23 protein-coding genes are annotated in these 26,100 nt (G+C 34.6%); 7 read left to right on the forward strand and 16 right to left on the reverse strand.

Annotation, left to right across the window (positions count from 1 at the left end; all coding sequences use genetic code 11):
• Positions 1–52: 52 nt before the first annotated feature.
• Together NST49_RS11505 and NST49_RS11510 are read right to left on the reverse strand one after the other, a co-directional pair.
• Positions 53–964 (reverse strand): diacylglycerol/lipid kinase family protein, encoded by a 912-nt coding sequence (locus tag NST49_RS11505; protein ID WP_341048784.1) that lies wholly within the window; start codon positions 962–964, stop codon positions 53–55.
• Between the two features lie 212 nt (positions 965–1,176).
• Positions 1,177–2,055, reverse strand: a complete 879-nt coding sequence (locus NST49_RS11510) for a glucose 1-dehydrogenase (protein WP_251166196.1) — start codon at positions 2,053–2,055, stop codon at positions 1,177–1,179.
• A 200-nt stretch (positions 2,056–2,255) separates the two neighbouring features.
• Between NST49_RS11510 and NST49_RS11515 the strand changes: the two genes are divergently transcribed.
• Complete coding sequence (locus tag NST49_RS11515; RefSeq protein ID WP_341048786.1) at positions 2,256–3,950, forward strand: glycoside hydrolase family 13 protein; 1,695 nt, start codon at positions 2,256–2,258, stop codon at positions 3,948–3,950.
• 59 nt (positions 3,951–4,009) lie between these two features.
• Here NST49_RS11515 and NST49_RS11520 read toward each other — a convergent pair whose 3' ends face one another.
• Both NST49_RS11520 and NST49_RS11525 read right to left on the reverse strand, forming a co-directional pair.
• Positions 4,010–5,404: a C40 family peptidase gene (locus NST49_RS11520; RefSeq protein ID WP_341048789.1), complete on the reverse strand. Its 1,395-nt coding sequence runs from the start codon at positions 5,402–5,404 to the stop codon at positions 4,010–4,012.
• Between the two features lie 140 nt (positions 5,405–5,544).
• Positions 5,545–6,090 (reverse strand): DNA-3-methyladenine glycosylase I, encoded by a 546-nt coding sequence (locus NST49_RS11525; protein WP_341048792.1) that lies wholly within the window; start codon positions 6,088–6,090, stop codon positions 5,545–5,547.
• A 151-nt stretch (positions 6,091–6,241) separates the two neighbouring features.
• On the opposite strand from NST49_RS11525, the gene trhO reads away from it, so the two are divergent.
• Complete coding sequence (trhO, locus tag NST49_RS11530; RefSeq protein WP_023177142.1) at positions 6,242–7,207, forward strand: oxygen-dependent tRNA uridine(34) hydroxylase TrhO; 966 nt, start codon at positions 6,242–6,244, stop codon at positions 7,205–7,207.
• A 222-nt stretch (positions 7,208–7,429) separates the two neighbouring features.
• Here the strand turns inward: trhO and NST49_RS11535 are convergent, their stop codons facing one another.
• From NST49_RS11535 to NST49_RS11545, 3 genes are read right to left on the reverse strand one after another with little or no spacing between them, the layout of a single operon-like run.
• Positions 7,430–8,233 carry an ABC transporter ATP-binding protein gene (locus NST49_RS11535; protein WP_023177141.1) on the reverse strand — a complete coding sequence of 268 codons (804 nt, stop codon included), beginning with the start codon at positions 8,231–8,233 and terminating at the stop codon, positions 7,430–7,432.
• Positions 8,230–9,120: an ABC transporter permease gene (locus NST49_RS11540; protein WP_341048797.1), complete on the reverse strand. Its 891-nt coding sequence runs from the start codon at positions 9,118–9,120 to the stop codon at positions 8,230–8,232. The genes NST49_RS11535 and NST49_RS11540 overlap by 4 nt, the downstream gene beginning before the upstream one ends.
• Before the next feature lie 26 nt (positions 9,121–9,146).
• Positions 9,147–10,127, reverse strand: coding sequence for an ABC transporter substrate-binding protein (locus NST49_RS11545; protein ID WP_341048800.1), 981 nt, complete (start codon positions 10,125–10,127; stop codon positions 9,147–9,149).
• A 570-nt stretch (positions 10,128–10,697) separates the two neighbouring features.
• On the opposite strand from NST49_RS11545, the gene NST49_RS11550 reads away from it, so the two are divergent.
• On the forward strand, positions 10,698–13,547 hold the full coding sequence (locus tag NST49_RS11550; protein WP_187948692.1) for a transglycosylase domain-containing protein: 2,850 nt from the start codon (positions 10,698–10,700) through the stop codon (positions 13,545–13,547).
• A 223-nt stretch (positions 13,548–13,770) separates the two neighbouring features.
• Here NST49_RS11550 and ccpA read toward each other — a convergent pair whose 3' ends face one another.
• Positions 13,771–14,781 carry a catabolite control protein A gene (ccpA, locus tag NST49_RS11555; RefSeq protein ID WP_034538439.1) on the reverse strand — a complete coding sequence of 337 codons (1,011 nt, stop codon included), beginning with the start codon at positions 14,779–14,781 and terminating at the stop codon, positions 13,771–13,773.
• Between the two features lie 223 nt (positions 14,782–15,004).
• On the opposite strand from ccpA, the gene NST49_RS11560 reads away from it, so the two are divergent.
• Positions 15,005–16,099, forward strand: a complete 1,095-nt coding sequence (locus tag NST49_RS11560; protein WP_341048804.1) for a M24 family metallopeptidase — start codon at positions 15,005–15,007, stop codon at positions 16,097–16,099.
• Positions 16,100–16,146: 47 nt separating this feature from the next.
• On the opposite strand, the gene NST49_RS11565 is transcribed toward NST49_RS11560, so the two are convergent.
• Together NST49_RS11565 and NST49_RS11570 are read right to left on the reverse strand one after the other, a co-directional pair.
• Positions 16,147–16,818, reverse strand: a complete 672-nt coding sequence (locus NST49_RS11565) for a YtxH domain-containing protein (RefSeq protein ID WP_187948695.1) — start codon at positions 16,816–16,818, stop codon at positions 16,147–16,149.
• Positions 16,819–16,873: 55 nt separating this feature from the next.
• Positions 16,874–17,305, reverse strand: a complete 432-nt coding sequence (locus NST49_RS11570) for a DUF948 domain-containing protein (RefSeq protein ID WP_034538434.1) — start codon at positions 17,303–17,305, stop codon at positions 16,874–16,876.
• 345 nt (positions 17,306–17,650) lie between these two features.
• On the opposite strand from NST49_RS11570, the gene NST49_RS11575 reads away from it, so the two are divergent.
• Both NST49_RS11575 and NST49_RS11580 read left to right on the forward strand, forming a co-directional pair.
• The gene (locus NST49_RS11575; protein WP_187948696.1) at positions 17,651–18,553 is read left to right on the forward strand and encodes a mechanosensitive ion channel family protein; all 903 of its coding nucleotides are present in this window, start codon (positions 17,651–17,653) and stop codon (positions 18,551–18,553) included.
• Positions 18,554–18,586: 33 nt separating this feature from the next.
• Entirely contained in the window at positions 18,587–19,771 is a 1,185-nt protein-coding gene (locus NST49_RS11580; protein WP_034538430.1) for an MGDG synthase family glycosyltransferase, read from the forward strand.
• A gap of 113 nt (positions 19,772–19,884) precedes the next feature.
• Here the strand turns inward: NST49_RS11580 and NST49_RS11585 are convergent, their stop codons facing one another.
• From NST49_RS11585 to racE, 6 genes are all read right to left on the reverse strand, one after another.
• The gene (locus NST49_RS11585; protein ID WP_187948697.1) at positions 19,885–21,024 is read right to left on the reverse strand and encodes an N-acetyldiaminopimelate deacetylase; all 1,140 of its coding nucleotides are present in this window, start codon (positions 21,022–21,024) and stop codon (positions 19,885–19,887) included.
• 90 nt (positions 21,025–21,114) lie between these two features.
• Positions 21,115–21,816, reverse strand: a complete 702-nt coding sequence (gene dapD / locus NST49_RS11590; RefSeq protein WP_023177124.1) for a 2,3,4,5-tetrahydropyridine-2,6-dicarboxylate N-acetyltransferase — start codon at positions 21,814–21,816, stop codon at positions 21,115–21,117.
• Positions 21,817–21,845: 29 nt separating this feature from the next.
• The gene (gene cbpB / locus NST49_RS11595) at positions 21,846–22,325 is read right to left on the reverse strand and encodes a cyclic-di-AMP-binding protein CbpB (RefSeq protein WP_034538427.1); all 480 of its coding nucleotides are present in this window, start codon (positions 22,323–22,325) and stop codon (positions 21,846–21,848) included.
• A 125-nt stretch (positions 22,326–22,450) separates the two neighbouring features.
• Positions 22,451–22,969 (reverse strand): metallophosphoesterase, encoded by a 519-nt coding sequence (locus NST49_RS11600; protein WP_023177122.1) that lies wholly within the window; start codon positions 22,967–22,969, stop codon positions 22,451–22,453.
• Between the two features lie 29 nt (positions 22,970–22,998).
• A complete protein-coding gene (rph, locus tag NST49_RS11605) occupies positions 22,999–24,363 on the reverse strand; it encodes a ribonuclease PH (protein WP_023177121.1) in 1,365 nt (454 codons plus the stop codon).
• 39 nt (positions 24,364–24,402) lie between these two features.
• Positions 24,403–25,221 (reverse strand): glutamate racemase, encoded by an 819-nt coding sequence (gene racE / locus NST49_RS11610; RefSeq protein WP_023177120.1) that lies wholly within the window; start codon positions 25,219–25,221, stop codon positions 24,403–24,405.
• Positions 25,222–25,441: 220 nt separating this feature from the next.
• Between racE and NST49_RS11615 the strand changes: the two genes are divergently transcribed.
• Positions 25,442–26,020 (forward strand): YslB family protein, encoded by a 579-nt coding sequence (locus NST49_RS11615; RefSeq protein ID WP_236620734.1) that lies wholly within the window; start codon positions 25,442–25,444, stop codon positions 26,018–26,020.
• Positions 26,021–26,100 lie beyond the last annotated feature (80 nt).

Below are 26,100 nucleotides of genomic sequence, written 5' to 3' on the forward strand. Positions count from 1 at the left end.
CAAAAAGTAAGGTGATTTTTCGTATTGAAAATCACCTTACTTTTTTTATACCTTACTTTACTGATGATTTGCTTTCTGGAACAAAAATAGTAATATGACGAGGCAAAATCTGAAGTGCAAGTGGCAACTTGTCTCCTTCATCTCCATCAATATTGCTTGTAACTTCTATGTCTTCATCTGTAACGGTTATTTTTCCGGATTTGAATTTCCGATAAAGTGTCTCATTTGCTTCCGCCGTATTTCCTTGAATCACTTTAGGAATCAATTTAACTTTGTTCATTAAAGTACTCCCTTTTAAAACAATTAAGTGCAAATACCCATCATCTATTTTTGCCTGTGGGAGCATATTTTCAAAGCCACCTACAGAATTCGTTAATGCAATGAGCAGTAAAATAGATTCCTGTTCAATGACCTCATCATCTAACGTTAATTTAAATGGATAGCTCTGACTAACATTAAATGCTTTGGCACCTTCAATAAAATAAGCTAACGCTCCTAAGCGTGTTTTTTGCTCGATTCCTACATTTTTAACTGCTTCTGGAATTTTCCCTATAGCAATCACATCAATGAAATAACTATCATTTACTTTTCCAATATCTAATTCTTTTGTAATAGCTTTTGGCAACATACGAATAGCTGCTTCAGGATTCAAAGGGATCCCTAAGGCGCGTCCAACATCATTGACTGTACCTAACGGGATAATGCCAAATTTAGGACGATATTCCTCTTCTGCCAGTCCGCAGATACCCTCATTAACTGTTCCGTCCCCGCCCATAACAAAAACGGCTTCTACTCTTTCTCTAGCGGCTGCTTTGGCGAATTGCTCAGCATCTCCGCCTTTTGTTGTTTCCTTCACACTAACACTATCATACATCGATTCTAACGTCTCTTGAGCAAGGACAGTATATTCTTTTCCTTTTTCTCCTCCAGAGGAAGGATTTACGATCAATACAGCTTTTGTCATTGGTCATCAGCCTTTCTAATGTCATTAAAACCTGTTGTTTTTATTAATTTTAGTTTAACTTAATCGCCGTATTATATCTACAAATAAGCAATTCGGCAAAAAAATAAGCAGTAAAGCAAGGTCCTTTAATACCTTACTTTACTGCTGCTTATTTGTTTACTTATTCTTTATTTAATTCATTATTTAATTCATTAGTAATGCTTCTATCAGCATTACCCATTAATTACGGTTCCGCCGTTTACGTGAAGAACTTGTCCACTAACATAACTAGAATCTTCACTGGCTAAATAAACATAAGCCGGTGCTAGTTCATAAGCTTCTCCTGCTCGTTTCATTGGAACAGATGCACCAAATTCTTCTTTATCATCATTTGATGTAGTTGCGGGAATTAAAGGAGTCCAAATCGGCCCTGGAGCTACTGCGTTGACACGAACTTTCTTATCAATGATTTCTTGATTTTGTGAAAGCGAACGAGTAAAGGCTACTATAGCTCCTTTAGTAGATGAATAATCTAATAAACCAGGTGAACCTTGATAAGCCGTTACAGAAGTCGTATTAATGATTTTTCCATTTTCATTCATATGAGGCAATGCTGCTTTCACAAAATAAAACATTGAAAAAATATTCGTTCGGAAAGTACGGTCCAATTGTGCAGCAGTAATTTCAGTAATCGATTTACGCGTATGTTGTTCGGCAGCATTATTCACTAAAATATCTACACTACCATATTCCGCTACCGTTTTTTCAATTACTTCTTGTGCAAATGATTCATCCCCAACATCACCGGTGAACCAAAGAACTTTACCACGGATGTCTTCAATTCGTTTTCTTAAATTTTCAGCATCTTCTTTATTTTCGTAATCGGTTACAACAACATCTGCCCCTTCTTTGGCAAATGCAATGGCAACAGCTGCTCCAATCCCGCTGTCTGCTCCTGTTACAATAGCTACTTTTCCTTCCAATTTACCAGCAGGTTTGTAATCTGGCGACTCATTTTTTGGAACCGGACTCATTTCTTTATTTGCATCTTCTTGTCGATAATCTTCTTTTGGAGCTTGAGTTTCGATGATATCTTTTTCTCTTTCAGTCATTGACGCTCACCATCCTTAATAAAATTTTATCCATATTTAGTTTAACAATAATTTATCTTCTAATCGAATATAATGCACTCATTTTATTATTTACAGCTTTTTTCTCTTCACAAGCATGTTAATAGATTATTCCATGTTCTTTCGCTAAAATTAAATTATCTTATTAAATTTAACCCTGTTCACTATTGGAGGACGTATGCATGACTAAAATGAAATGGTGGCAAAAAGCAATTATCTACCAAATTTACCCAAGAAGTTTCCAAGATTCTAATGGAGATGGGATTGGCGACATAAAAGGAGCTTTAAAACATCTTGATTATATCCAATCCTTAGGAGTAAATACGCTATGGGTAAATCCGAATATGCTGTCTCCTCAAGAAGATAATGGTTATGATGTATCAGACTACTATGCGATTGATCCTTTGTTCGGTACAAAAGAGCAATCTGAAAAATTCGTTAAAGAAGTCCATGATCGTGGAATGAAGCTTATTTATGACTTCCCCTTAAATCATACTTCTACTGAGCATTATTGGTTTAAAGAGGCCATTAAAGGTCCAGATAACCCTTATCGTGATTATTATATATGGGCAGACGCTCCTGTTGGCAGAGACTATCCAAATAATTGGTATTCTGATGATAAAGAACCATCTTGGACAAAAGAGCCGAATGGAAATCAATTCTATCTGCATCTTTACAAAGATAGTATGGCTGATTTAAATTGGGCTAATCCTAGTGTACGAAAAGAACTGCTAGATATTGGAAAATTCTGGATTCAAAATGGGATTGACGGTTTTCGTTTAGATGCTGTTCTATATATAGATAAAAAAGAGGGATTACCTGATGATCCCGATGCACCTGAAGACGGAGAAGGTTCTGGTAAATTAGTGAACGAACATGGACCAAATATTAGAAAATACCTTGAAGAGTTCAACGAAGAATTAAGAAAATACAATGAAGATCTTTTAGTCATCGGTGAAGCTCCCACTGCTGGGGCTGATTTAGCTTTAGACTATATAGGATCTGAAAATGATATGATAGATAATGTTATTTCATTTACTTATTTTCCCGAGATAGACGATGACAAAGATTCAGAACTCCCTTATGATATCCAAATTGGTCCCTTAGATAAAGGAAAATTTAAAAATGAAATGAATGCTTGGCAAATTAAAATGGCAGATCGTGGCGGTCCTATTCTGTATTGGAATAATCATGATATGCCTAGAGCCGTTTCTAGATTTGGTGATACAGAGGATTATAGAGACAACAGCAGTAAACTATTAGCTACCTTAATGTATCTTCAAAAAGGTGTTCCAATCATTTATTATGGAGAAGAAATTGGAATGAAAAATAGTCCAATCGATGATCTTTCAGGCTTTGAAGTCCCCGGAAAAGAGAAAGTTGTTGAGGAAGCTAAACAAAAAGGCTATTCAGTAAATACAATCAAAAGACAGCTCAAAGCCCGTGCAAAAAATATCAGCCGAGGAGTTATGCAATGGGATGATACAGAATTTGCAGGTTTTTCTACGGTTAAACCATGGATCGAATGGAATACAGAAGAAAAATATAATGTTCAATCTCAAGATTCAGATCCCGGTAGCATCTTAAATTATTACCGAAAGTTACTTTCTCTTAAAAAAGATTTTTTATTTGTAGAAGGGACTTTTGAATTAAAACCAACTAAAGAAACTTTATATATTTATGAAAGAACTTTAGGAGCAGAAAAAGCACTCATCTACTGTAATTTTTCTAATAAAGCTGAAAATCTAGAAGTGAGTGAAGATTTACAAAAAGAATGGGCTGTTATTCTTGAAAATCAAGGAAATCATTTAAAAGGTACGCATTTACAGTTAGCTCCATTTGGTGCCGTTGTTTTTAGAAAACAACTCATTGAATGAGTATGAATAGACAAAAAAAGGTCATCATTGCTAAGCAATGATGACCTTTTTCATAAATTTTAGTAACGTCCATATCCAACAAGTTTTGGTCCCCAATAAGATGAGTTAACTGAAGTATATGCCACACCTGTACTACTTTGTGATCCAATAAATTGGCCATTTCCAACATAGATCCCAACGTGAGTAATTGAACCGCCATCCTTAAAGAATACTAAATCACCTGGTTGTGGATTTGTAACTTTAGTAGAAGATGCATATTGTCCTGCCGCTGTACGTGGTAAAGAGATACCTACTTTTGCAAAGACATAAGAAGTAAAACCAGAACAATCAAAACCATTTGTAGTTGTTCCACCATATAAATAAGGTGTACCCATCACGCTAGTTGCATGTGATTGTAATGCTGACCAAGACGTACCACCTGTTGTAGATGGTGCCGGCGTTGTAGGTTTTGGAGTTTCAGGTGTCTTTGTTTCTGTTTTAGCTGGTGTTTCTGTTTTAACTGGCGTTTTTGTTGAAGTAGAATTAGTTGCTTTTTCAGTTTTCTTAGTAGTTTCTGTTGGTGTAGAAGCTACAACTTTAGTTTCTTCAACTGATTTTTGAGATTCTTGTGTTTCTTCTACAACTTCAGTTGTTTCTGAAGATTCTACTACAACAGCTTCTTCAGTTTCTTCTTCAAAACTTGCTAAAACTGCCATTTCAGCTGCTTCTTGTGCTGCTGTATACTCGGCAACTTGACTTTCAGCTTCAGCTTTTTGAGCTATATATTTTTCTTTGTCTGTTTCAGCACTAGATGTTTCGATAGCTAATTGAGAAACCACTACTTCTTTTTCTAATAATTGTTTTTCCATTTCAGCTTTTGCATTTTCCAGTTGAGCTGCAAGAGCATTTTGTTGTACGATTGATTGTTCAGTTTGTTCTTTCTTTCCAACAACAGCTTCTTTATCATCTGCTTGAGCTTGAACAAGATCTTTGTTAGCTTTTACTAAATCAGTAACGACATCAACGCGTCCAAGAACATCAGACATAGATTCAGCTTCAACGATAAATTCTATGTAGTTTTTTGTATCTCCGTTTACTTGCACTGTACGAGCTTGGTCTTCAAGTTGTTCACTGCGTTGTGCAATTTTTTCTTCAAGAGATTTGATTTCAGATTCTAATGTCTCTTTTTCTTTTTGAGAAGCTTCAATTTCAGCTAATAATGAGGTTGTTTTATCTTTATTTGCATTGATTGTATTTGTGATAGTTGCTAATTCAGTTTCAGTTTGACTTGATTGAGCTTTTAATCCATCAACTTTTTGTTGAGCAGCATCAATGTCTTCTTGAGTTTGATTTACTTGTTGTTCAGATTTATTCACTTTATCTTCATAAGTTTCAGCGCTAGCGGCAGTTGGTAAAATAAGAGAACTAAATGACAAGGTTCCTAGGATCGCAATAGTTAATAATTTTTTATTCACGTGTTTTACCCCTCCATGTTACAATTTGTTTCAAAAATCTAGTTCTTTCCTAGATCTCTTAGCGGTCTTTAGTATAGCATAGAGTATGTGATAAACTCGTATCTTTTATATTACAACTATATTTCAATTGAAACACAAATTTATTTAAACTTACATCCCTCAATATGGTCATTTACCAATCCAGCAGCTTCCATGAACGCATAACATGTTACTGGTCCGACAAATGAAAACCCTCTTTTCTTCATATCTTTAGACATCTTTAGGGATAATTCTGTTTTTGCTGGTAATGATTCCATACTGTTAAAATGATTGATAATCGGTTGTCCATCTACAAATGACCAAATATACCGATCAAATGTCTCATACTCTTGTTTGACTTTAAAAAAGGCTTTTGCGTTTTTTATAATAGATGCATTTTTTAATTTATTTCGGATGATGCCAGGATTTGAATTTAACTCTTCTAATTTTTCTTGATTGTAGAGAACAATTTTAGCAGGATTGAAACCATCCAATGCTTTGCGATAATTTTCTCTTTTAGCTAAAATCGTAGCCCAACTTAATCCTGCTTGCATCGTTTCAAGAATCAACAATTCAAATAAAGATTGATCATCGTGTAAGGGTTTGCCCCATTCTTCATCGTGGTATTTCTTCATTAACTCTGTGGTTGCCCAAGTACATCTTTCCATAGTTGCACATCCCTTATTTTTTATTTAACTTCCTTTTATTTTTGAGACCTTGCTTTCTTTTATTTTTTTAGTGTATAATGTATTGTTAGTATAGATTAACTTAAGGTAGTTCACCTACCTAGTGTTATGAAACAAATTAGGAGGATTTACTATGTCTAAAGATTACCGTGTTTTACTCTACTATAAATATGTTCATATCGAAAATCCAGAAGAATATACTGCAAAACATTTGGCCTTCTGTAAAGAAGTTGGTTTAAAAGGAAGAATCCTAGTTGCTGAAGAAGGTATAAATGGTACTATTGCAGGTACTTATGAAATCACTCAACAATACATGGATGAAATGCATGCCGATCCTCGTTTTTCAGATCTAGTATTCAAAGTAGATGAAGAAGAACGTGCTCCTTTCAAAAAAATGTTTGTGCGCTTACGTCCTGAACTTGTATCTCTAAACTTAGAAGATGACATTGATCCTAATGAAGTAACGGGTGAGTACCTAGACCCTAAGAAATTCCGTGAAGCTATCTTAGATGAAAATACAATAGTCATCGATGCCCGCAATGACTATGAATACGATTTGGGTCACTTCAGAGGAGCTGTTCGTCCAGAAATCAGAACCTTTAGAGAACTGCCTCAATGGATCCGTGATAATAAAGAACAATTTATGGATAAAAGAGTCGTAACTTACTGTACAGGTGGAATTCGTTGCGAGAAATTTTCTGGTTGGTTAGTTAAAGAAGGCTTTAAAGACGTTGGGCAATTACATGGAGGAATAGCTACTTATGGAAAAGATCCAGAAGTTCAAGGCGATTTATGGGATGGTCAAATGTACGTATTTGATGAACGCATCAGTGTTCCTGTCAACCATAAAGAACATGTGATTGTTGGTCGTGACTGGTTCGATGGCACCCCTTGCGAACGCTATGTAAACTGTGCAAATCCAGCTTGTAACCGTCAAATCTTATCTTCAGAAGAAAATGAACATAAATATATGCGTGGATGCTGTCATGAATGCCGCGTAGCGCCAGCAAACTTATACGTAAAACGTAACAGCTTAAGCGAAGAAGATGTTGCCGAACGTTTAGCTGTAATTGGAGAAAAACTTCCAGCATCAGTTTAAAAATTAATGCTAGGTTAAAAGAAAAGATGACTGATATATTTATTGCTGTTTTGAAAAAATGACAGATTTCTTTAACTTTAATGGAACACAAATTAATATATTTCAAGTCCTCTAAACTAATTGCCTCAGCAAATAAAAAAAAACATCTTTTGATGTTTTTTTTTTTTTATTTAAGTAAAACCAATCATTTTTAGTACTATCAAATAAAAAATTGTAATAAAATCACCCTAGTATCAATGCATCTTCTGTAACAGTGTCGCCACTGTTCTTTTGAAACAAAGCTAGTAAATCTGGTACAGTTAGACTCTTCTTCTCTTCCCCAGAAACATCTACTACTATCTTTCCATTATGAAGCATGACTAGTCTCGTTCCATGAGCAATTGCATCTTCCATATTATGCGTAATCATCATTGCAGTTAATCTTTTTTCACGAACAATTTTATCCGTTAACTTTAATACCATTTGACTAGTTTTTGGATCTAACGCTGCTGTATGTTCATCTAATAAAAGTAATTTTGGTGGGACTATGGTCGCCATCAGCAATGTTAAAGCTTGCCTTTGTCCTCCCGACAGTAATCCCACCTCCATTTTCAACCGGTTCTCTAACCCTAATTCCAAGAATTTTAATTGTTCTTTGAACAATTCCCGTTGTTTCTCTTTTACACCTAACGTTAGCCCTCTTTTTTTTCCTCGATTGACTGCGACTGCTAAATTTTCTTCAATCGTCAGACGTGTTGCAGTTCCCATCTTAGTATCTTGAAATACTCGTCCAATATCTTTTGCTCTTTCATTAGTCCTCTTATAAGTAGAATCCTTACCATTTATAATGACCGCACCTTCATCTACCATATACGTTCCAGCTACACTATTTAATAAAGTTGATTTTCCAGCTCCATTTCCTCCGATAATTGTAATAAATTCTTCTTTTTTTATCGTCAAATCTATTCCTTTTAATACATGATTTTCATTAACCGTTCCTACTTCAAAACTTTTATGAATATTTTTCAATTCTAGGATAGCTGTCATCGTACTTTTGCTCCTTTCGTGCTAACTCTTTTTGATTTCTTTTTAATTAATGGAGTAGAAAGAGCTATGGCTAATATGATAGCTGAGAATAACTTGATATCTTGAGGTTCTACGTTTAACTGTAGTACTAAATCAATGATTAAACGGTAAACAACTGACCCAATAGCAATTGTTAATAAGCGTTTTGCAAAAGATAAGCGATGGAAAATAACTTCTCCAATAATGACTGAAGCTAACCCAATTACAATTGTTCCAATACCCATGCTAATATCCGCATATCCATTATTTTGGGCAATAAGTGCACCGGACAAAGAGATCAAACCATTAGACAACATGTATCCTAGAATTTTCATAGTATTTGTATGAATACCATTGGCTTCACTCATCGCTTCATTATCTCCAGTAGAACGTATGGCCAATCCTATTTCTGTACTAAAGAATAAATACAACACTAGAATAACCAGTGCAACTGCTACCCCGCCAACAATCAATACGGCTAAACGATTTTCTAAACCGTATGACTGCAGAGTCCGCATCAATGTATCTTGTCCTAAAAGAGTGACGTTTGCTTTTCCCAAGATTCTGAGATTGATAGAATATAAGGCCGTCATGGTTAAAATCCCTGTTAATAGAGCAGGAATTTTAAGCTTGGTGTGTAATAAACCTGAAACGACTCCAGCAATCATTCCTCCACCCAATGCCATTAAACTCGCTACCAAAGGAGATATTCCAGACACGATGGCAACAGAACATATCGCTGCCCCTAATGGGAAACTTCCTTCAGCAGTTAAATCTGCAATATCTAAAATTCTAAAGGTAAGATAGACGCCGATAGCCATGATAGACCATAATAAGCCTTGTGAAATACTTGATAAAATAATATCCATTTTAAATTCTCCTTTATCCGTTACGGTTAGTCGGGTAATACAATACTTTCAGGGTCTATACCTAATGATTTTGCCACTTCTTCATTAATGACTAGTTCTAATTTGTTAGATGTTTCAACTGGCATTTCTGCTGGATCTGCGCCTTCTTCAATGATTTGAAGGGCCATTTGTGCTGTTTGACGTCCTAGTTCTTCATAGTTAATACCATAAGTTGCTAGCCCTCCTGCTTCAACCATTTCTGCAGAACCTGGAACTACTGGCAATTGATATTTTTCAGCAATTTCACCAACTGTCGGCATTGTGCTTGCTAATGTATTATCTGTTGGAATATATACAGCATCAACTTCTTGAGCCAACGTAGTCATTACTTGTTGTACATCATTCGTAGTTGTAACAGTCAACGATTTTACTTCCAAGCCTTCAGCTTCAATGGCTTCTTGTGCTAGATCTGCTTGGATTTTTGAATTAGGTTCACTGGAATTGTAAATTATACCAATGGTTTTAGCATCTTTTGCCAGAGACAACAGCAAAGCAATTTGTTCTTCAATCGGAACCATATCGCTTGTTCCTGTTACGTTTCCGCCTGGAACTTCATTATCCGTAACTAATCCGGCATCTACTGGATCTGTAACAGCTGTAAATAAAATTGGGTCTTCTTGTGTGACAGTTGCTAATGATTGAGCAGCTGGTGTTGCAATAGATAAAATCACATCATTTTCTCCCACTAAACTTTCACTCATACTTTGTAAATTTGCTTGATCTCCTTGTGCATTTTGATAATTCAAGGTTAAATTATCACCCTCAAGATACCCTGCGTCCTCTAGCTCGCTAATAAATCCTTTGCGTGCTTGAGACAAAGAATCATGTTCCATATACTGCAATATACCTACATTTATTGTTTCAGTAGTTCCTGTTTCTTCTGTATTGCCACATGCTCCTAATACCAATCCGGTTGCAACTGTAGCCAATCCTAAAAGCATTTTTTTCTTCATTCCATTTGTTCTCATCTCTTCATCCCCCTATTTTGATCTTACTTTTCTGGTAAAACAAAAACACCCACTTAGAGAAAACATCATCTAAGTGGGTGTTTATTTTATATCAAAATAAACGACAAGCTTTATTAATCTACCACCTAGATAATTTCTATGTGGCAAATCATCAGCAAATCAAATTGCTTTAGCCATCATAGATACAAACATTTCTGTTTCCTGTTTGTATCCATAATGAATTATGACTACAAACAGCTTCTAAAATAGCTAAAGTAATAAGTATTTAATTGTGGTTGGTTGATTAAATGGTTTGTCATACTAATCCCTCACAATTTCGATTTGTTCTTACTAGTATAAAAAAACAAATGATAAATGTCAACCATAAAATTAGATTCTTATCACTATAAGCTCATTTTTTTATTACCATAAACTTATAAAGAATATATATCGATCTCACTATCGTTATTTTTCACACAAAATGATAACTTTCTACAATATTTCATCAAAAATTGCTCTTTCTCCTTTCTTTTTGTTATAATAGGCCAAGTAATTAGAGGAATAAAATATAATTTATGAGGTGAACTAACTTTGAATAGTCCACAAAACAATAATGAACCCACTTTTTTTAAAAAATTAAAAGTGTCGTTAAAAAAAGTGCTGCCGTTCATAAAGAATAAATGGATTTCTTTCAAAACAATAATCTTAAAGCAATCAGTGATCTTAAAAGAATCACTTTCACGTAAAGATCAATCTCAAATCAACTCAACATCTGATTCTCAATCAGATAACGATCAAAAGAGAACACAAAGTAAGAACGTACAAAAACCTGCACTAGATAAAGTTCTTTTTGGCTTTAATGTTGGCTACAGCGTGATTAAAAATTTGATTCTTACTATAGTCGTGATTGGGCTAATTGGGGCAGCTTTAGCAGGAGGATTAGGCATAGGATATTTTGCTTATCTAGTATCTGGCGAAGAAATTCCAACTTATGAAGAAATGAAAGCAGACATTGAAAATGTTTCAACAACTTCTGCTATGTACTATGCAACTGGAGAAAAAATTAGTGATTTAAAGACTGATCTAAAACGATCTGAAATTCCTTTAAGTGAAATGTCTCCTTTAGTTCAAGAAGCTATTATTGCTACTGAGGATGAGTACTTCTATAAACATTCTGGAGTTGTTCCAAAAGCTGTTGCTCGAGCATTAGTTCAAGAAGTCACTGGTGCAAGTACAACTTCTGGAGGGTCAACACTTACCCAACAATTGGTTAAGCAACAAATCTTAACCAACGAAGTTTCCTTTAAACGGAAAGCAAATGAGATTTTATTAGCTTTCCGTGTTGAAAATTACTTTACAAAAGAAGAAATTTTAGAAAATTATTTAAACGTCTCTCCTTTTGGAAGAAATAATAAAGGACAAAATATTGCTGGTTTGAATGAAGCTTCAATAGGTATATTCGGCGTAAAAGCTAATGAATTAACTTTACCACAAGCGGCGTTTCTAGCCGGATTGCCTCAAAATCCAATTGTTTATAGCCCTTATACCCAAACAGGTACTCTTAAAGAAGATTTAGCTGCTGGTATGAGCCGTAAAGATGAAGTTTTATTTAGGATGTATCGCGAAAATTATATCACTAAAGAAGAATACGATACTGCTGTAGCTTACGATTTGACACAAGACTTTTTGCCTCAAGAAACAGATGTTAAAGACAGTACTGATTATGTTTACAACTTTGTAGAGCAGCAAGCTCGACAAATTATTATGGAACAGTTGTATACAGCTGATGGTTATTCAGCTGAAGATCTTTCTAATGATCAAGAACTGAGTGATATGTATTATAATCAAGCAGACCAAGACTTAAGAATGAACGGTTATACTGTCTATTCAACCATTGATAAAGGCGTTTATGAAGCTATGAATGACGTAGTTGAACAATATGCAAATCCAGAGATCTCTTATGATGAAAATAATAATCCAATCATAAACAATACAAGTTATCTGGGAAATGTAAAAGTTGCTGATTATATTGATGAAGAAACAAACGAAACAAAAACACTCGTTGAACCGGTCCAAAATGGAGCAGTTTTAAGAGACAATGCCACTGGACGAATCATTTCTTTTATAGGTGGTGTAGATTATGAATTGACTCAAGTCAACCATGCTTATCAATCTCCTCGTTCGCCTGGGTCAACTATTAAACCTTTACTAGCCTTTGCTCCGGCATTGGAAGAAGGAATTATTACACCAGCGACGATGCTTTTTGAAAGTTCTGCTAAAGTACCAAGTTGGGAAAATGGTTCTTTGGGTGTTCATGAAATAACCAATGCTGGAAACGTGATTCCAAATAAATGGACTGATGTTCGGACTGGTCTAACACAATCAAGTAATATCGTTACATCAAAAATTTATCAACAAATGAAAGATACCTATAATATGGAAGAAAAACTTGAATCCTATATGCATAAGATGGGATTTGGATCTGATATCATTACGACAGAAGAATATCAAGGAGTTTATTATGCCCTTCCTATCGGTGGTATAACTAAAGGAACGACTGTTTTAGACCAAACTGACGGCTTTTCTACTTTAGCCAATAAAGGAAACTATACTGAAGGTTATATCATTGAAAAAATCGAGGATCATAATGGAGAGGTCATCTATCAACATGAAGTTAAACCGGTTGAGGTATTCACTCCCGAAACTGCTTATCTAACAACTGATATTTTACGTGATGTCTTAGACTCAGGTACTGCTAAGGATGTAAAAGGGCAATTAAACTTCACAGCAGATATTGCAGGCAAGACAGGAACATCTGACGGTCAAAAAGATATTTGGTTTATTGGCTATACACCTCAAGTAACCTTAAGCTCTTGGATTGGATATGACAATGCTGTTACTACTTCTGTTAATGATTTATCTAACTCAGGATCTGAAAGTCCAAGTTTAAGAAACAAAAGACATTGGGCTCGTTTAATGAATGCTATTTACAATGCAAATCCAACTATCTTAGGCACTGATCAAGCCTTCCAGCAACCAGACGGCATAGTTGAAGCAAAAGTTCTAGCCGCTACCGGTATGCAACCTGGAAAAGTAAAATTAGCTAATGGAAAAGAAGTTACGGCATCTGGTGCTACAAAAACTGAGCTTTTCAATAAAAAATTCCTTCCTAAAACGACCACTTATAATTTTGGTTTTTCTGCTTCTGATAAAGAATTAGCAGATTATTGGGAGAAGACTTCTAAAACTGCAAGTGATGAAGCTGCAAAAAAAGCGAAAGCTGAAACTGATAAGAAAAAGGACGAAACTAAAAAAGCTGAGGAAGCTAAAGATAAAGCTGCTAAAGACAAAGCAGAAAAAGACAAAAAAGCACAAGAAGAGGCTCAGAAAAAAGCAGATGAGGCGAAAAAGAAAGCCGAAGCAGATAAAAAAGCTGAATAAAAAGAGTTTATACTATTTAGTGTTGGTGAGTAAAAATCACCAGCACTATTTTTGTATAAACGAATAAAATAGAGATAGACAAAAATCTCCGTTGGAATAAAGTTACAAACTATTTTCAAGAAGAGAGTTTCACTTGTCACAATCTCATACTATAGAATTACTTTAGATATTAAAGGAAAACAATCATAAAAAAAAAGGCATCGAAATCGATGCCTTTTTTCTTTTAAACTTCTTTAGTTGTTCCTCTATTAGCAATATTATGAGGTAAAATGATTGTTTTTTCGTCTACATCTTCTTTATTCATTAACTTAGTTAACAAACGCATAGCTACAGCACCAATATCATACAATGGTTGAGTGATCGTACTTAATTTTGGTCTAACCATTTCAGATAATTTTGAATTATTTGCTGTAACTACTTCAAATTCTTCTGGTATTTTAACAAAATGATCTAAAGCTCCGTTCATGATACCTACAGCAATTTCATCATCTCCAGCAAATACAGCAGTCGCTCCAGCTTCAGCTAATTTAGAGTATACTTCTTCTCCAGCAGTAAATGAATAAGCTGTTTCAAAAACTAAACTTTCATCGTATTCGATCCCTGCATTTTGTAAAGCTGTTTTATACCCTTTCAAACGATAAATACCGTTAATTGGCTCTTGTGAAATTGAACCTGAGACAAAAGCGATACGTTCATGTCCATTTGAAATCAATTGTGCAATCGTTTGTTCCGTAGCAGCTTCATAATCAATATTTACACTACCCATTTGTTCATCAGGATCAACTGTTCCTGCCAAAACAACAGGGGTTTTTGAACGAGAAAACTCTGCTCTTAATTCATCTGATATTTTGTGTCCCATGTAGATAATTCCATCTACTTGTTTTGCTAAAAGTGTATTCAACACTTGAACTTCTTTTTGATCATTTTGATCAGAGTTTGCTAAAATAATATTGTATTTATACATTGTTGCAATATCATCAATACCTCTAGCTAAAGATGAAAAATATAAATTTGTAACATCAGGAATAATAACTCCTACAGTTGTTGTTTTTTTACTTGCCAATCCACGCGCAACAGCATTAGGGCGGTAATCCAAACGGTCAATGACTTCCAGAACTTTTTTACGAGTAGTTGGTTTTACATTTGGATTGCCGTTTACAACACGGGAGACAGTTGCCATAGAAACGTTCGCTTCTCTTGCAACATCATAAATAGTAATAGTTTGCTTTTCCATAATTAATCTCCTTCGAGTAGATAGATTCGTTTACTTATTTCATAGTACCAATTTAGCAAAATTTTGAACGTAATGCAAGCGTTTCAATTACGTTTTCATGAAAATTTCATAATTTCTTTCATTTTATAATGTAGAGCTTTTATCTATTTTAGTCTAGCTTAAGAAATTTCATTCATTTAGTGATACAATTACTTTATTACTTTCAACGAAAGATGGGATGATGATGAACAAACAACTAACGGCAATGCAAAAATGGTTAGCAAAACAAAGTATCGATGTTGCATTCATTAATGAGCCAAATACTATTGCTTATTTAAGCGGATACGAAAGCGATCCTCATGAACGCATTTTAGCATTGACAGTATTCGCTGGTGCACCACCTTTTCTTTTTACTCCTGAACTTGAAAAGGAAGATGCAATAAATAGTGAATGGGATTATGATGTCTATGGTTATTTAGATAATGAAGATCCATGGGCACTTATTGCAGAACAGATTCACTCACGCAGTGCTAACATTAAAAACTTTGCTATCGAAAAAGATTTTTTAACTGTTAGACGATTTGAACAATTGCAAAACCTTTTTCCAACTGTTACTTTTTCAGATATTACTCCAAAAATACAATCAATGAAGCTGATTAAAACTACTGAAGAAATCAATAAAATGATGGAAGCAGGAAAATGGGCTGATAGAGCTTTTGAAATTGGCTTTAATGCACTAAAAGAAGGTATTTCTGAAGAAGAAATAGTGGCAGAAATTGAATACCAGTTAAAAAAGGAAGGCATTAAGGAAATGAGTTTTGAAACGATGGTCTTAACAGGTGACAATGCTGCTAGCCCACATGGTACTCCAGGGAAAAGACAAGTCCAATTAAATGAATTTGTTTTATTTGATTTAGGTGTTGTCTATAATGGATACACTAGTGATGCGACACGTACAATTGCTTTTGGAGAACCTTCAAAACAGGCTATAGAGATTTATGAGATTGTTTTAAGAGCTCATAATGCTGCTTTAGCTGCTGTTAAACCTGGTATATCTGCTGGTGAATTGGATAGAATTGCTCGTGAGATTATTACTGAAGCTGGATATGGTACTTACTTCACTCACCGTTTAGGACACGGTCTGGGAAGCTCAGTCCATGAATTTCCTTCTATCATGCAAGACAGCGATTTTATTATCCAAGAAGGTATGTGTTTTTCAATAGAACCCGGTATTTATGTACCAAATGTTGCTGGCATCCGCATTGAAGATTGTGTGGTAGTCACAAGTGATGGTTGCGAAGTTTTCACACATACACCAAAAACATACACTTCTATATAAGTACAAAAAAACAGTGGAGCATTTGCTCCACTGTTTTACTTTATAAATTAAATTCCTACGTTTGTATTAGTAGTTTTGTGTTGATCTTTTTTACCATTTTCTTTAGTTTGTTCTGTGCTAACGTTCGCAGTTGAGTAATCAGGACCTTCAGCTGCTTTTTCTTGGTCATAAGCAAAATCCATTGTGTTTCTTTCAACATCTTCTTTTAAAGAAGTACCGTCATATTTTAAGCTAGTAGAAACTTCATCAGCTTCTTCTTTACTATCTTTTGCTTTTGATTTTACTTCTTCAGATGTATCTTTAGCTGTCGATTTTACTTCTTCTGCAGCTTCAGTAGCCGTTGTTTTAGCTTCTTGAGCTACATCTGTAACTGTTGATTTTGCATCTTTTGCTACTTCAGTTGCTGATTCTTTAAGATCAGTCAAACCTTCACCCACATCTTTTGATGCACGAGTCAACTGTTCTTTCATTTGAGAAGCTGATTCTTTTAAACTAATTTTAATGTCTTCTGATGCATCTTTAGCAACAGATTTCATTTCTTTACCTTTTTCTTTAGCTATATCAGCATAATCTTTTGCAGAACCTTTTACATTGGTTGTTTGTTGATTTAACTCTTCACGTAATTCTTTACCAGATTTTGGTGCATATAATAGAGCTGTAATTCCTGCTGCTGCAGCTCCCACGATTGCTCCTAAAAGAAATCCACCTTTTTTTGTCATATATAGTTCTCCCCTTTTCTCAATTCATGGTATAGACTATTTTTAAACGCTTAAATTAGTTCTCTTTTTTATCTTTTCGCTTTTTATTCATATTTATTGCCGTTTTACCGACTTTAGTCACCATGCCTGTTTGAGCAGTTTTCTTTGTTGCTCCAGCTACATGGCTAGTTAAGTTACGAGTAGAATCATTTAAACTTGAAACAGTTGTTCCTAAATCACCGATAGCTCTAAACAATGGATCTGTTTCACCTAATTTTCCATTGACATCATCTAAAGTAGTATTGGATTTATTCAATAATCCTTCTACTTCAATTAGAAGACTATCCGCGTCTTTTGTAAGAACACTAATACTTTTATTAGCCTCATTAACCGTTTTTTGAACTTCTCCAACTACCTTAGAAACTTTAAGCAGTACGATAATTAAAAATACGACTAATGCTGCAAAAGCTATAGCAGCTATTAGAGCTGCAATTTCTCCACCTGTCATATGAACTCCTCACTTCCCTCTATTCTTTAATTTTTTAGATAATCCAATTACTTTGAACAAACAAAATCAAAATGATCGTTGTTTGCCAAAAAATCTTTTCATCTAGAATTAAAATATCTTTTACAGGTATAGAATACCATTATTTATTTTTTACATCAAATAATATGAAACCGAATACCTTTTTTGTTTTTTATATCTATTATCTATAAGTAATTCCTTAGAAAATAGATCGGTAAGTGTTAGTAAACTTACTTCATAGAGATGTAACTATAAATTTGTCTTATTATTTGTTACTATAAGGTAGAGTAACTAAATAGAAATTCATATAAAGGGAGCATTAAATTTATGGACAGCAGTAATCAATTAGATAGTTCAATTGCCGTTGATGTTGTTGATACAATAACAGAACAGACCAATATTTTTTCTGATTTTTGGAATTCAATTGATTGGTATAAGATTATTTCAGGAGCCACAGCTGGCATTATTCAAATCCTATTTTTCATGATTTTCTTTTACGCTGTAAAAAGAATCGGAAATTTCTTCATTGAACGGACTTTTGAAAATTATCGTAAGAAAAAAGAGATTTCTACAAACCGATTAAACACATTATACAATTTAACTCAAAACTTATTTCAATCTTTTGTAGGCTTTTTCTTAGCCTATGCTATTCTATCGGCTATCGGTATTCCTGTAGGAACACTACTTGCCGGTGCTGGGGTTATTGGTTTGGCACTTTCACTAGGTGCACAGGGATTCGTTAGCGATATCGTAAACGGATTTTTCCTTTTATTAGAAAAACAAATCGATGTGGGTGATGTGGTTGACTTAGACGCTGTTTCGGGTACGGTCGTTGATGTAAATCTAAAAACGACGAAAGTAAAAAGCTTTGATGGAACACTTAATTTTATTCCCAATCGTTACATCACAATTGTGAGTAATAAATCCCGTGAAGATATGCGAGCTCAAATCGATATCCGTCTTTTACCAGATACAGACATAGCTAAAGTAAATAGAATCATAGAAAATGTAAATGAAAAACTTGTTCCACAGTATCCAGAAATTACTGAGTTGCCAGCAAATTTAGGCTTAATTGATCTTGGAAATGGACACTATGGAATAAGAATCGTCATCTTTACATTGCATGGACACGAATTTGGGGTGCAAAATGCTTTCTCTCAAGAGTACATTACTGCTTTAACAAAAGAAGGTATTGAAATACCTATTAATCCCCTTAATATTAAACCATAGCACTTACTACTATTAAAAAGGAGGCAATCTATAATGTCAGCACCACCTAAAATATTGATTTTGACTGGGAGTTATGGAAATGGCCACCTTGAAGTAACTCGTTCGCTCATAATGGAATTAAATAAACGTGGCATTACAAACATTGTTACCTCTGATTTATTTTATGAAGCTCACCCTTTTTTAACGAATGTTACGAGAAAGTTATATATCAAAAGTTTTACTAAAGGACAGACTATTTATGGTTATCTTTATTATAAATCTGATTTTAGATTAACAGATTTTAGAATCGATCGAATGATTGACAGATATGGATATATGCGTATTAGCCAGTTGATGAAGGAACATGAGTTTGATCTTGTGATCAATACTTTTCCTATGCAAGCTCTGCCTATCTACAAGCAACGTACGAACCCAGAAATACCTTTTATTAATGTGTTAACTGATTTTTGCTTGCATACACGTTGGATTTCGGATGGAATCGATTATTTTTTTGTAGCTTGTGATAGTTTAAAAAAAGAATTACTTGATACTGGTATAAATGAACAGAAAATTACGGTATCAGGTATTCCTATAAAAGAGGAATTTTATTTTGCTGAAAAGATTCCTGATTCTGAAGAAAAAGACTCTAATAAAACTAAAAAGTTACTCATTTCAGCTGGTGCTCATGGAGTCTTGAGTGATTTAGGGAAAATTATTGAAGAATTAAAAATTAAAGAAGAATTATATATAACTGTAGTTTGCGGTTCAAATAAAGTGCTTTTTGAAGAGTTGAGCCAGAATTATCAATTTGACGAAAATGTAAAGATTCTTGGATACGTTTCGAATATGGCCGATTTAATGAAGCAATCTGATATGATGATCAGTAAGGCGGGTGGTATTTCTCTTTCAGAAGCTTTAGCCATTCGAATTCCATTAATTTTAACTCCTGCTGTCCCTGGGCAAGAAAGAGACAATGCACTATTTTTTGAAAAAGAAGGAATGGCTATTGTTACAAAAACAGAAAATGATATTGTTCCTGCTGTTTTATCATTATTAAAACAGCCTCTTCTAGCTCGAAGTTTAATGAATCAAATGGAGAAACATTTCCATCCACATGCTTCTGAACTTATAATAGATAAAGCTTTAGCACTGATCGAAAACCCTCCGATTCGCAAAGAAACAAAAAGTATCTCAAAAGAGTTGAAAAAGAGATTAAAAATTGATAGAAATATCTTTTAACACTTAATCTTATGTTCCTATATTTATTCAATAAACATTGGTCTTATTTTTACAATAGAAGCGTCTCGCAAAATCATGAGTGATTTTACGAGACGCTTTTTTATCTATTATGTTTATAATTGTCTATTGGCTCTCTTTTCCAAGAAATCTCCCACATGCTCTATAGCAAAAGGAATAGCTTCTTCCTTTGGTGTCATTTTTGGATGATGCAATCCATATGGACTATCAACACCCAGCCAAAACATCGTGCCTGGGATTTTATCCAAATAATAACCAAAATCTTCACCTGTCATTTCTGTTCCCATTTCTTTATAAACGACACCTTGTTTTTTAGTCATATAATCAATAAATGCCATCGTTTCTATCTCACTGTTAATAACCGGATAATACCCCGCTTGGTCTAAATCTAAATAAATTTTACAATTATAAGAGAGTTCAATTCCTTTAACAATATCTTTTACCCTTTGTTGAGTTAATTTGCTCATTTCAGAGGTTAATGTACGTATCGTTCCAGTAAGGCTAGCATATCCGCTAATAATATTTCCAGCTGTTCCAGCATGCATCGTTCCTAAAGTAATAACGGCACCTTCCATCGGGTTAACACTTCGACTGACGATTGTTTGGATTTGGTTGATGAATTGACTGGCAGCTACTATCATATCGTTAGATTCATGCGGGTATGCAGCATGTCCGCCTACACCACGAAATTCTACATCAATGGCACATGTACCAGCAAACAATGTTCCTACTTTTGTACCTAACGTTCCTACTGGTAGATCAGGCTTTACGTGCAAAGCATATATTTCATCTGGCATGTAGTCATTTAAAAAACCACTATCATAAATAATTTTAGCTCCACTAACATTTTCTTCAGCTGGTTGAAAAATAAAGACTAAATCATCTATCGTTTGGTGAGAGCTAAAATAAGTCAATAAACCTAATGCAATAGACATATGCATATCGTGTCCACAGGCATGCATTCTTCCTTCGTGAGTAGATTGAAAAGGCAATTCTGTTTCTTCCACTACTGGTAAACCGTCTATATCTGTTCTCCATCCAATGATTCTTTGGCCAATACTACCTTTTACTCGAACCACAATAGCAGTTTCCCAAGTTTTTATTTCTAAATGTTCTTGTGGCAGCTCTTTGATTTTAGACATCAAATAATCATGTGTTTTGTATTCTTCTAGGCCAATTTCAGGAATCAAATGCAATTCTCTGCGTATTTGAATAAAGGGATTTTCTTTTACCATATCCTCACTCTTTTCTAAAAAAAGAGATGAAGCAGAAAGTAGTAGTTCACCTTTCTGTTTCACGCTCTTTAAATTGATTATTTTTTATTTTTATAGTTCGCGTAAAGCATCAATTAGACCTGTTTTGCTTTTTGTTTTTTCATCAATGTCTTTGATTTTTTTAGCTGGTGTTCCTGCTACAACTGTATATGGTTCAACATCCTGAATCACAATAGCACCTGCTGCAACAACTGAGCCTTCTCCAACACGGATGCCCTCTAACACAACAGCATTAGCACCAATCAACACGTTATCCTCTACAATAACAGGTTGAGCACTGGCTGGTTCGACAACACCTGCTAAAACAGTACCTGCACCAATATGACAATTTTTTCCAACGGTTGCTCGTCCGCCTAATACAGCACCCATATCGATCATGGTTCCTTCACCGATAACAGCACCGATATTGATAACAGCACCCATCATAATAACTGCTGAATCTCCAATTTCAACTTGATCCCGTATAAATGCACCCGGTTCAATGCGCGCATTAAATTTTTTCATGTCTACTAACGGAATAGCCGAGTTACGACGATCGTTTTCAATCACCGTGTCATCTATCCATTCTTTATTTTCTTTTAAAAATGGTTCAACGACTTTCCACTCTCCAAAAATCGTTCCTACTTCATCAGTTGTGAAGTTTTTAATGGATTCAGGAAAACTCAATCGATCTAATTTACCTTTTAAATAAACTTTCACCGGCGTTTTTTTTTCACTTTTTGCTATAAATTCAATAATTTCATTAGCATTCATCTGATCATTCCCTGCTGATTAATAAATTTTTAACGCAATTGCTCTGCTTTCCGAATAACATCATATTTATTTTCAAATTCATGTGCGATTCGATTAGTGCCCTTTAAAATTTCGCTTCTCGTGATGATACCTGTAAAACTTCCATCATCACTTGCTACACATATAAAAGCATTATCAACTAACAGATGCAGTACTTCTTCTAAATCATATGGATTATCGATTACGGCAAAATCTGTTTCCATCACATCAGAAACCAATATATCTCCTAATTTATCAAAATCGATATCTTCTAAACCTGTAATGGCTTCAATAATCATTGGCATAGAAATAAGGCCTTTAATTTTGTAATCATAGTCTAAAACTGGTATAACAGAATACCCTATCTTTGTCAGAACTAATAGTGCATGATTTAAACGATTATTTAATTGTACATGAGCAACTCTATCTGCTGGAATCAAAAAATGCTCTTTATTTTCAAGTAACATTTCTCCAATTTCTTTTCCTATCATTATCTTCATTTCCTTCCTTGAGATAACTAAATCCAACTACTATTTTACGTGAAAACAAACTAAAAGAGTAGCAAAATGATGGGAATACCTAAAAATAAATCAAATTCTTTTAAAGAAATAGATGATTAACCATTTTTTGAAAAACGGCACGATAACTCTTCAATTGCTTTATGTGCACGATTATAATAACAAACCTCTATTTGCTGGTCATTACTTTCAATTACTGCATAAGTTGGAATGAGATATTGGCCTCTCGGTTGTGAAATACTCCCAGGGTTCAAAACTAAGATTGTATTTATTTTTTCAACACCCGCTTGATGAGTATGTCCAAAAAATGCAAATTGCGCATTTTGCTCTTCTGCTGCATAAACTAAATTCTGCATACTGTAATTCACGTCATGATGGTGCCCATGAGTCATAAATATTCGTTCACCTTTGACATCTATAAGTTGAGTCAACTCATAATCCGCATTGAAATCCATATTTCCTTTAACCGTCAACATAGATTTCCAAATAGGATCTGTTGGGTCTAATTCGGAATCTCCACAATGAAAGAGCTGATCTACTTTGTCCTTATAACGCTCAATTAATTCAACTAAAATTGCACGATCTCCATGACTATCACTCACAACTAATACTTTCATCCTTTTCACCTCATTAGGTTAGCTATAGGCTAACGATTTATCCATTCGTCCCAAACTTTTTCTAAATTTTCTAATGCTACTGCACGATGGCTGATTGTATTTTTTTCTTCTTGAGATAACTCAGCCATTGTTTTGTCTTTGCTTTCAACATAAAATAATGGGTCATAGCCAAAACCATTGTCGCCTTTAGGAATAGATAAAATCAATCCGTCCACTTCGCCTTCCACAACTAGGCTTTTTTTACCTGGCAATGCAAGTGCTAACGTACAATGAAATTGGGCTGTACGTTCTTCTTTGGGTACATTAGTTAATTCATGTAACAATTTGGCATTATTCGCAGCATCACTTTTGTATTCTCCTGCATAACGAGCAGAAAAAACACCCGGTGCTCCATCTAATACATCTACTTTTAATCCTGAGTCATCAGCCAATACAATCATATTAAGAGTTCGAGCTATTGTTTCCGCTTTTAGTAATGCATTTTCCTCAAAAGTTACTCCCGTTTCTTCAACTTCAGGAATCTCAGGGAAGTCACGTAAGGTGTTTACTTTTATTCCTTTTTTGGCAAATAAGGCTTCAAATTCTTTGGCTTTACCAGCATTATTTGTCGCAATAACAATTTCATTTTTAGGAATCGCTGGTTGAATCATTACAGCTTCTTTTTTCAAAGAAATAGCTTGATTAAAAGCATCCTCTTGTACTTGTATCAATTCATTGATTCCTTTTTTTCCATGTTCCAGCATTACTGAAAGTTGTTCAGGAGAAAAAGTAGCTTCTTCCCCAGTTCCTTGGATCTCAACAAATTGACCACCAGAAGTCATCACTAAGTTCATATCTACCTCAGCTGAACTATCTTCAAGGTAATTCAAATCTAATACAGCTTGTCCATCTTTCAATATTCCTACACTGATAGCTGCTACATTTTCTTTTATTGGACTCAATGCTAGCTCACCATTGTCTAATAACGTTTGAATGGCTAATTTTAGAGCTACAAATGCTCCTGTAATACTTGCAGTACGTGTTCCGCCATCTGCTTGAATGACATCACAATCTACAGTAATTGAGCGTTCTCCTAAGGCTTCTAAATCAATACTTGAACGTAATGAGCGAGCAATTAATCGTTGAATCTCCATTGTTCGACCACTTAATTTTCCTTTGGCTGCTTCACGGATATTGCGCGTATCGGTAGCTCTTGGTAACATACTATATTCCGCATGGACCCATCCGCTTCCCATTCCTTTTAAAAAACGTGGAACTTTTGTTTCGATTGTTGCATTGCAAATTACTTTGGTGTCACCAAAGGAAACCAATACTGATCCTTCTGGGTGTTTCAAATAATTAGTTTCTATTGTTACTAAACGGTTTTCGTCATTTTTTCTGCCATCTGCGCGCATTATTGAACCTCACTTTTTTTGTTGAGCTTTTAGCTCATTTTAAAATTTTTCTGTACCTAATGTTATATGCTCAATATCTAAAGCTTCGTTGTCTAACCATTCCGAGGCAATATCATTAAACATTTGTGTAGATCCTGTCGTATAAAATTTCCGCTCTGATACTTCTTTACTTTTGCTTAACTCAGCAATATTAAAGTAATCTAAGATTGTACTTACTTCACTGATCGTTTCTGCACCTGAATCAATCAATGTTACTGAATCTCCCATAACGTTTTGGATAATGGGGCGCAATAACGGGTAATGCGTACATCCTAAAATCAGTGTATCGATTTCTTTATGTTTAAGCGGTTTTAAGGTCTCTGCCACTATTTTCTTAGCAATAGCACTGCCATATTCATTACTTTCAACCAAAGGTACGAATTTTGGACATGCCAAACTGTTCACTGATGCTAACGTATCTTTAGATTGGATCATTTTTTTATATTTATCGCTTTTTACTGTACCTTCCGTTCCAATAATGCCAATGCGATTATTTTTTGTAGCTTTAATCGCTGCACGACTTCCAGGTAAGATAACACCAATGATCGGTATAGCCAGTTTCTTTTTCAAATCTTCTAACGCCACTGCGGTTGCTGTATTACAAGCAATGACAAGCATCTTTATATCTTTATTTAATAAAAAATGAGTCATTTCCCAAGTAAATTGTCGAACTTGTTCTTCAGGCCTTGGACCATATGGACAGCGTGCGGTATCTCCTACATAATAAATGGATTCATTTGGCAGCTGCCTCATAGCTTCTTTCACTACTGTCAACCCGCCAACTCCTGAATCTATAAAACCTATTGCTTGTTTTTTCATCTTTAACAACCTCTATTTAGTTTCATTTGTATACTCTTCTTATTCTCGCTTTTTTTACACTGAAATTCAAGAGATTACGAAAATTAACTCTGTCTTTCTTTAAATTACTTCTTTTTTTTACCTTTTAAAATGATTACACTTTAATTTACTTTAAAAAGGTAGGCTTCTGTTTCAAATCACGTTATAATAAATAAGAATGACAAAAGAGGTGAATGAGTAAGTGAATAGAAATAAAAAAGAACAAAAACCAGCTTTAGAAGATTGCAATGGAACAACTTCTTTATTTGGTTATGAACTGATTAGAGATGTAGTGATACCCAACTTATTAGGAACAGATACACACGAAATCTTATATTGGGCTGGTAAAGAATTGGCTAGACAATACCCACTTGCAAACAGGCAAGACATCATTCGCTTTTTCGATAAAGCGGGTTTTGGCTTAATAGAACTAAACAAGAAACAACGCAACAAACAAATTTATACATTATCTGGTGAAATAGTTGAAGTTCGTTTAAATCAGGCAGAACCTAGCTTTAATTTAGAAGCTGGATTTTTAGCTGAACAGATCCAATCCCAAGACGGCATTTATACTGAAGCATTAACGGAAGTAAATAAGAAAACAAAAATGGTTACATTTACTGTGCAATCGGACTTAAAAGACCGCTTATCGATTGAAGAACCTCTTACTCATTTTGTGATGAGTGAAAATAATGAAGACGAAATTAGTTTGATAAATGAAGAAGCCCCTGAGGAAGATGAGGCAACTTTACCTTCCAGATCTTCAAGACACGAACAGTAATAAATTAAAAGAATGACAGTAAGTTCCTTTTTTATTGAAGGAATTACTGTCATTCTTTTTTTATATAGAAATGGTAAATA

The sequence above is a fragment of the Carnobacterium sp. FSL W8-0810 genome, assembly GCF_038007125.1.
GTDB classification, from domain to species: domain Bacteria; phylum Bacillota; class Bacilli; order Lactobacillales; family Carnobacteriaceae; genus Carnobacterium_B; species Carnobacterium_B inhibens.

Coding starts and splice junctions, on each gene's coding strand:
- NST49_RS11505 (WP_341048784.1), bottom strand. CDS start 964: ATGACAAAAGCTGTATTGATCGTAAATCCTTCCTCTGGAGGAGAAAAA.
- NST49_RS11510 (WP_251166196.1), bottom strand. CDS start 2,055: ATGACTGAAAGAGAAAAAGATATCATCGAAACTCAAGCTCCAAAAGAA.
- NST49_RS11515 (WP_341048786.1), top strand. CDS start 2,256: ATGACTAAAATGAAATGGTGGCAAAAAGCAATTATCTACCAAATTTAC.
- NST49_RS11525 (WP_341048792.1), bottom strand. CDS start 6,090: ATGGAAAGATGTACTTGGGCAACCACAGAGTTAATGAAGAAATACCAC.
- trhO (WP_023177142.1), top strand. CDS start 6,242: ATGTCTAAAGATTACCGTGTTTTACTCTACTATAAATATGTTCATATC.
- NST49_RS11535 (WP_023177141.1), bottom strand. CDS start 8,233: ATGACAGCTATCCTAGAATTGAAAAATATTCATAAAAGTTTTGAAGTA.
- NST49_RS11540 (WP_341048797.1), bottom strand. CDS start 9,120: ATGGATATTATTTTATCAAGTATTTCACAAGGCTTATTATGGTCTATC.
- NST49_RS11545 (WP_341048800.1), bottom strand. CDS start 10,127: ATGAGAACAAATGGAATGAAGAAAAAAATGCTTTTAGGATTGGCTACA.
- ccpA (WP_034538439.1), bottom strand. CDS start 14,781: ATGGAAAAGCAAACTATTACTATTTATGATGTTGCAAGAGAAGCGAAC.
- NST49_RS11560 (WP_341048804.1), top strand. CDS start 15,005: ATGAACAAACAACTAACGGCAATGCAAAAATGGTTAGCAAAACAAAGT.
- NST49_RS11565 (WP_187948695.1), bottom strand. CDS start 16,818: ATGACAAAAAAAGGTGGATTTCTTTTAGGAGCAATCGTGGGAGCTGCA.
- NST49_RS11570 (WP_034538434.1), bottom strand. CDS start 17,305: ATGACAGGTGGAGAAATTGCAGCTCTAATAGCTGCTATAGCTTTTGCA.
- NST49_RS11575 (WP_187948696.1), top strand. CDS start 17,651: ATGGACAGCAGTAATCAATTAGATAGTTCAATTGCCGTTGATGTTGTT.
- NST49_RS11580 (WP_034538430.1), top strand. CDS start 18,587: ATGTCAGCACCACCTAAAATATTGATTTTGACTGGGAGTTATGGAAAT.
- NST49_RS11585 (WP_187948697.1), bottom strand. CDS start 21,024: ATGGTAAAAGAAAATCCCTTTATTCAAATACGCAGAGAATTGCATTTG.
- dapD (WP_023177124.1), bottom strand. CDS start 21,816: ATGAATGCTAATGAAATTATTGAATTTATAGCAAAAAGTGAAAAAAAA.
- cbpB (WP_034538427.1), bottom strand. CDS start 22,325: ATGATAGGAAAAGAAATTGGAGAAATGTTACTTGAAAATAAAGAGCAT.
- NST49_RS11600 (WP_023177122.1), bottom strand. CDS start 22,969: ATGAAAGTATTAGTTGTGAGTGATAGTCATGGAGATCGTGCAATTTTA.
- rph (WP_023177121.1), bottom strand. CDS start 24,363: ATGCGCGCAGATGGCAGAAAAAATGACGAAAACCGTTTAGTAACAATA.
- racE (WP_023177120.1), bottom strand. CDS start 25,221: ATGAAAAAACAAGCAATAGGTTTTATAGATTCAGGAGTTGGCGGGTTG.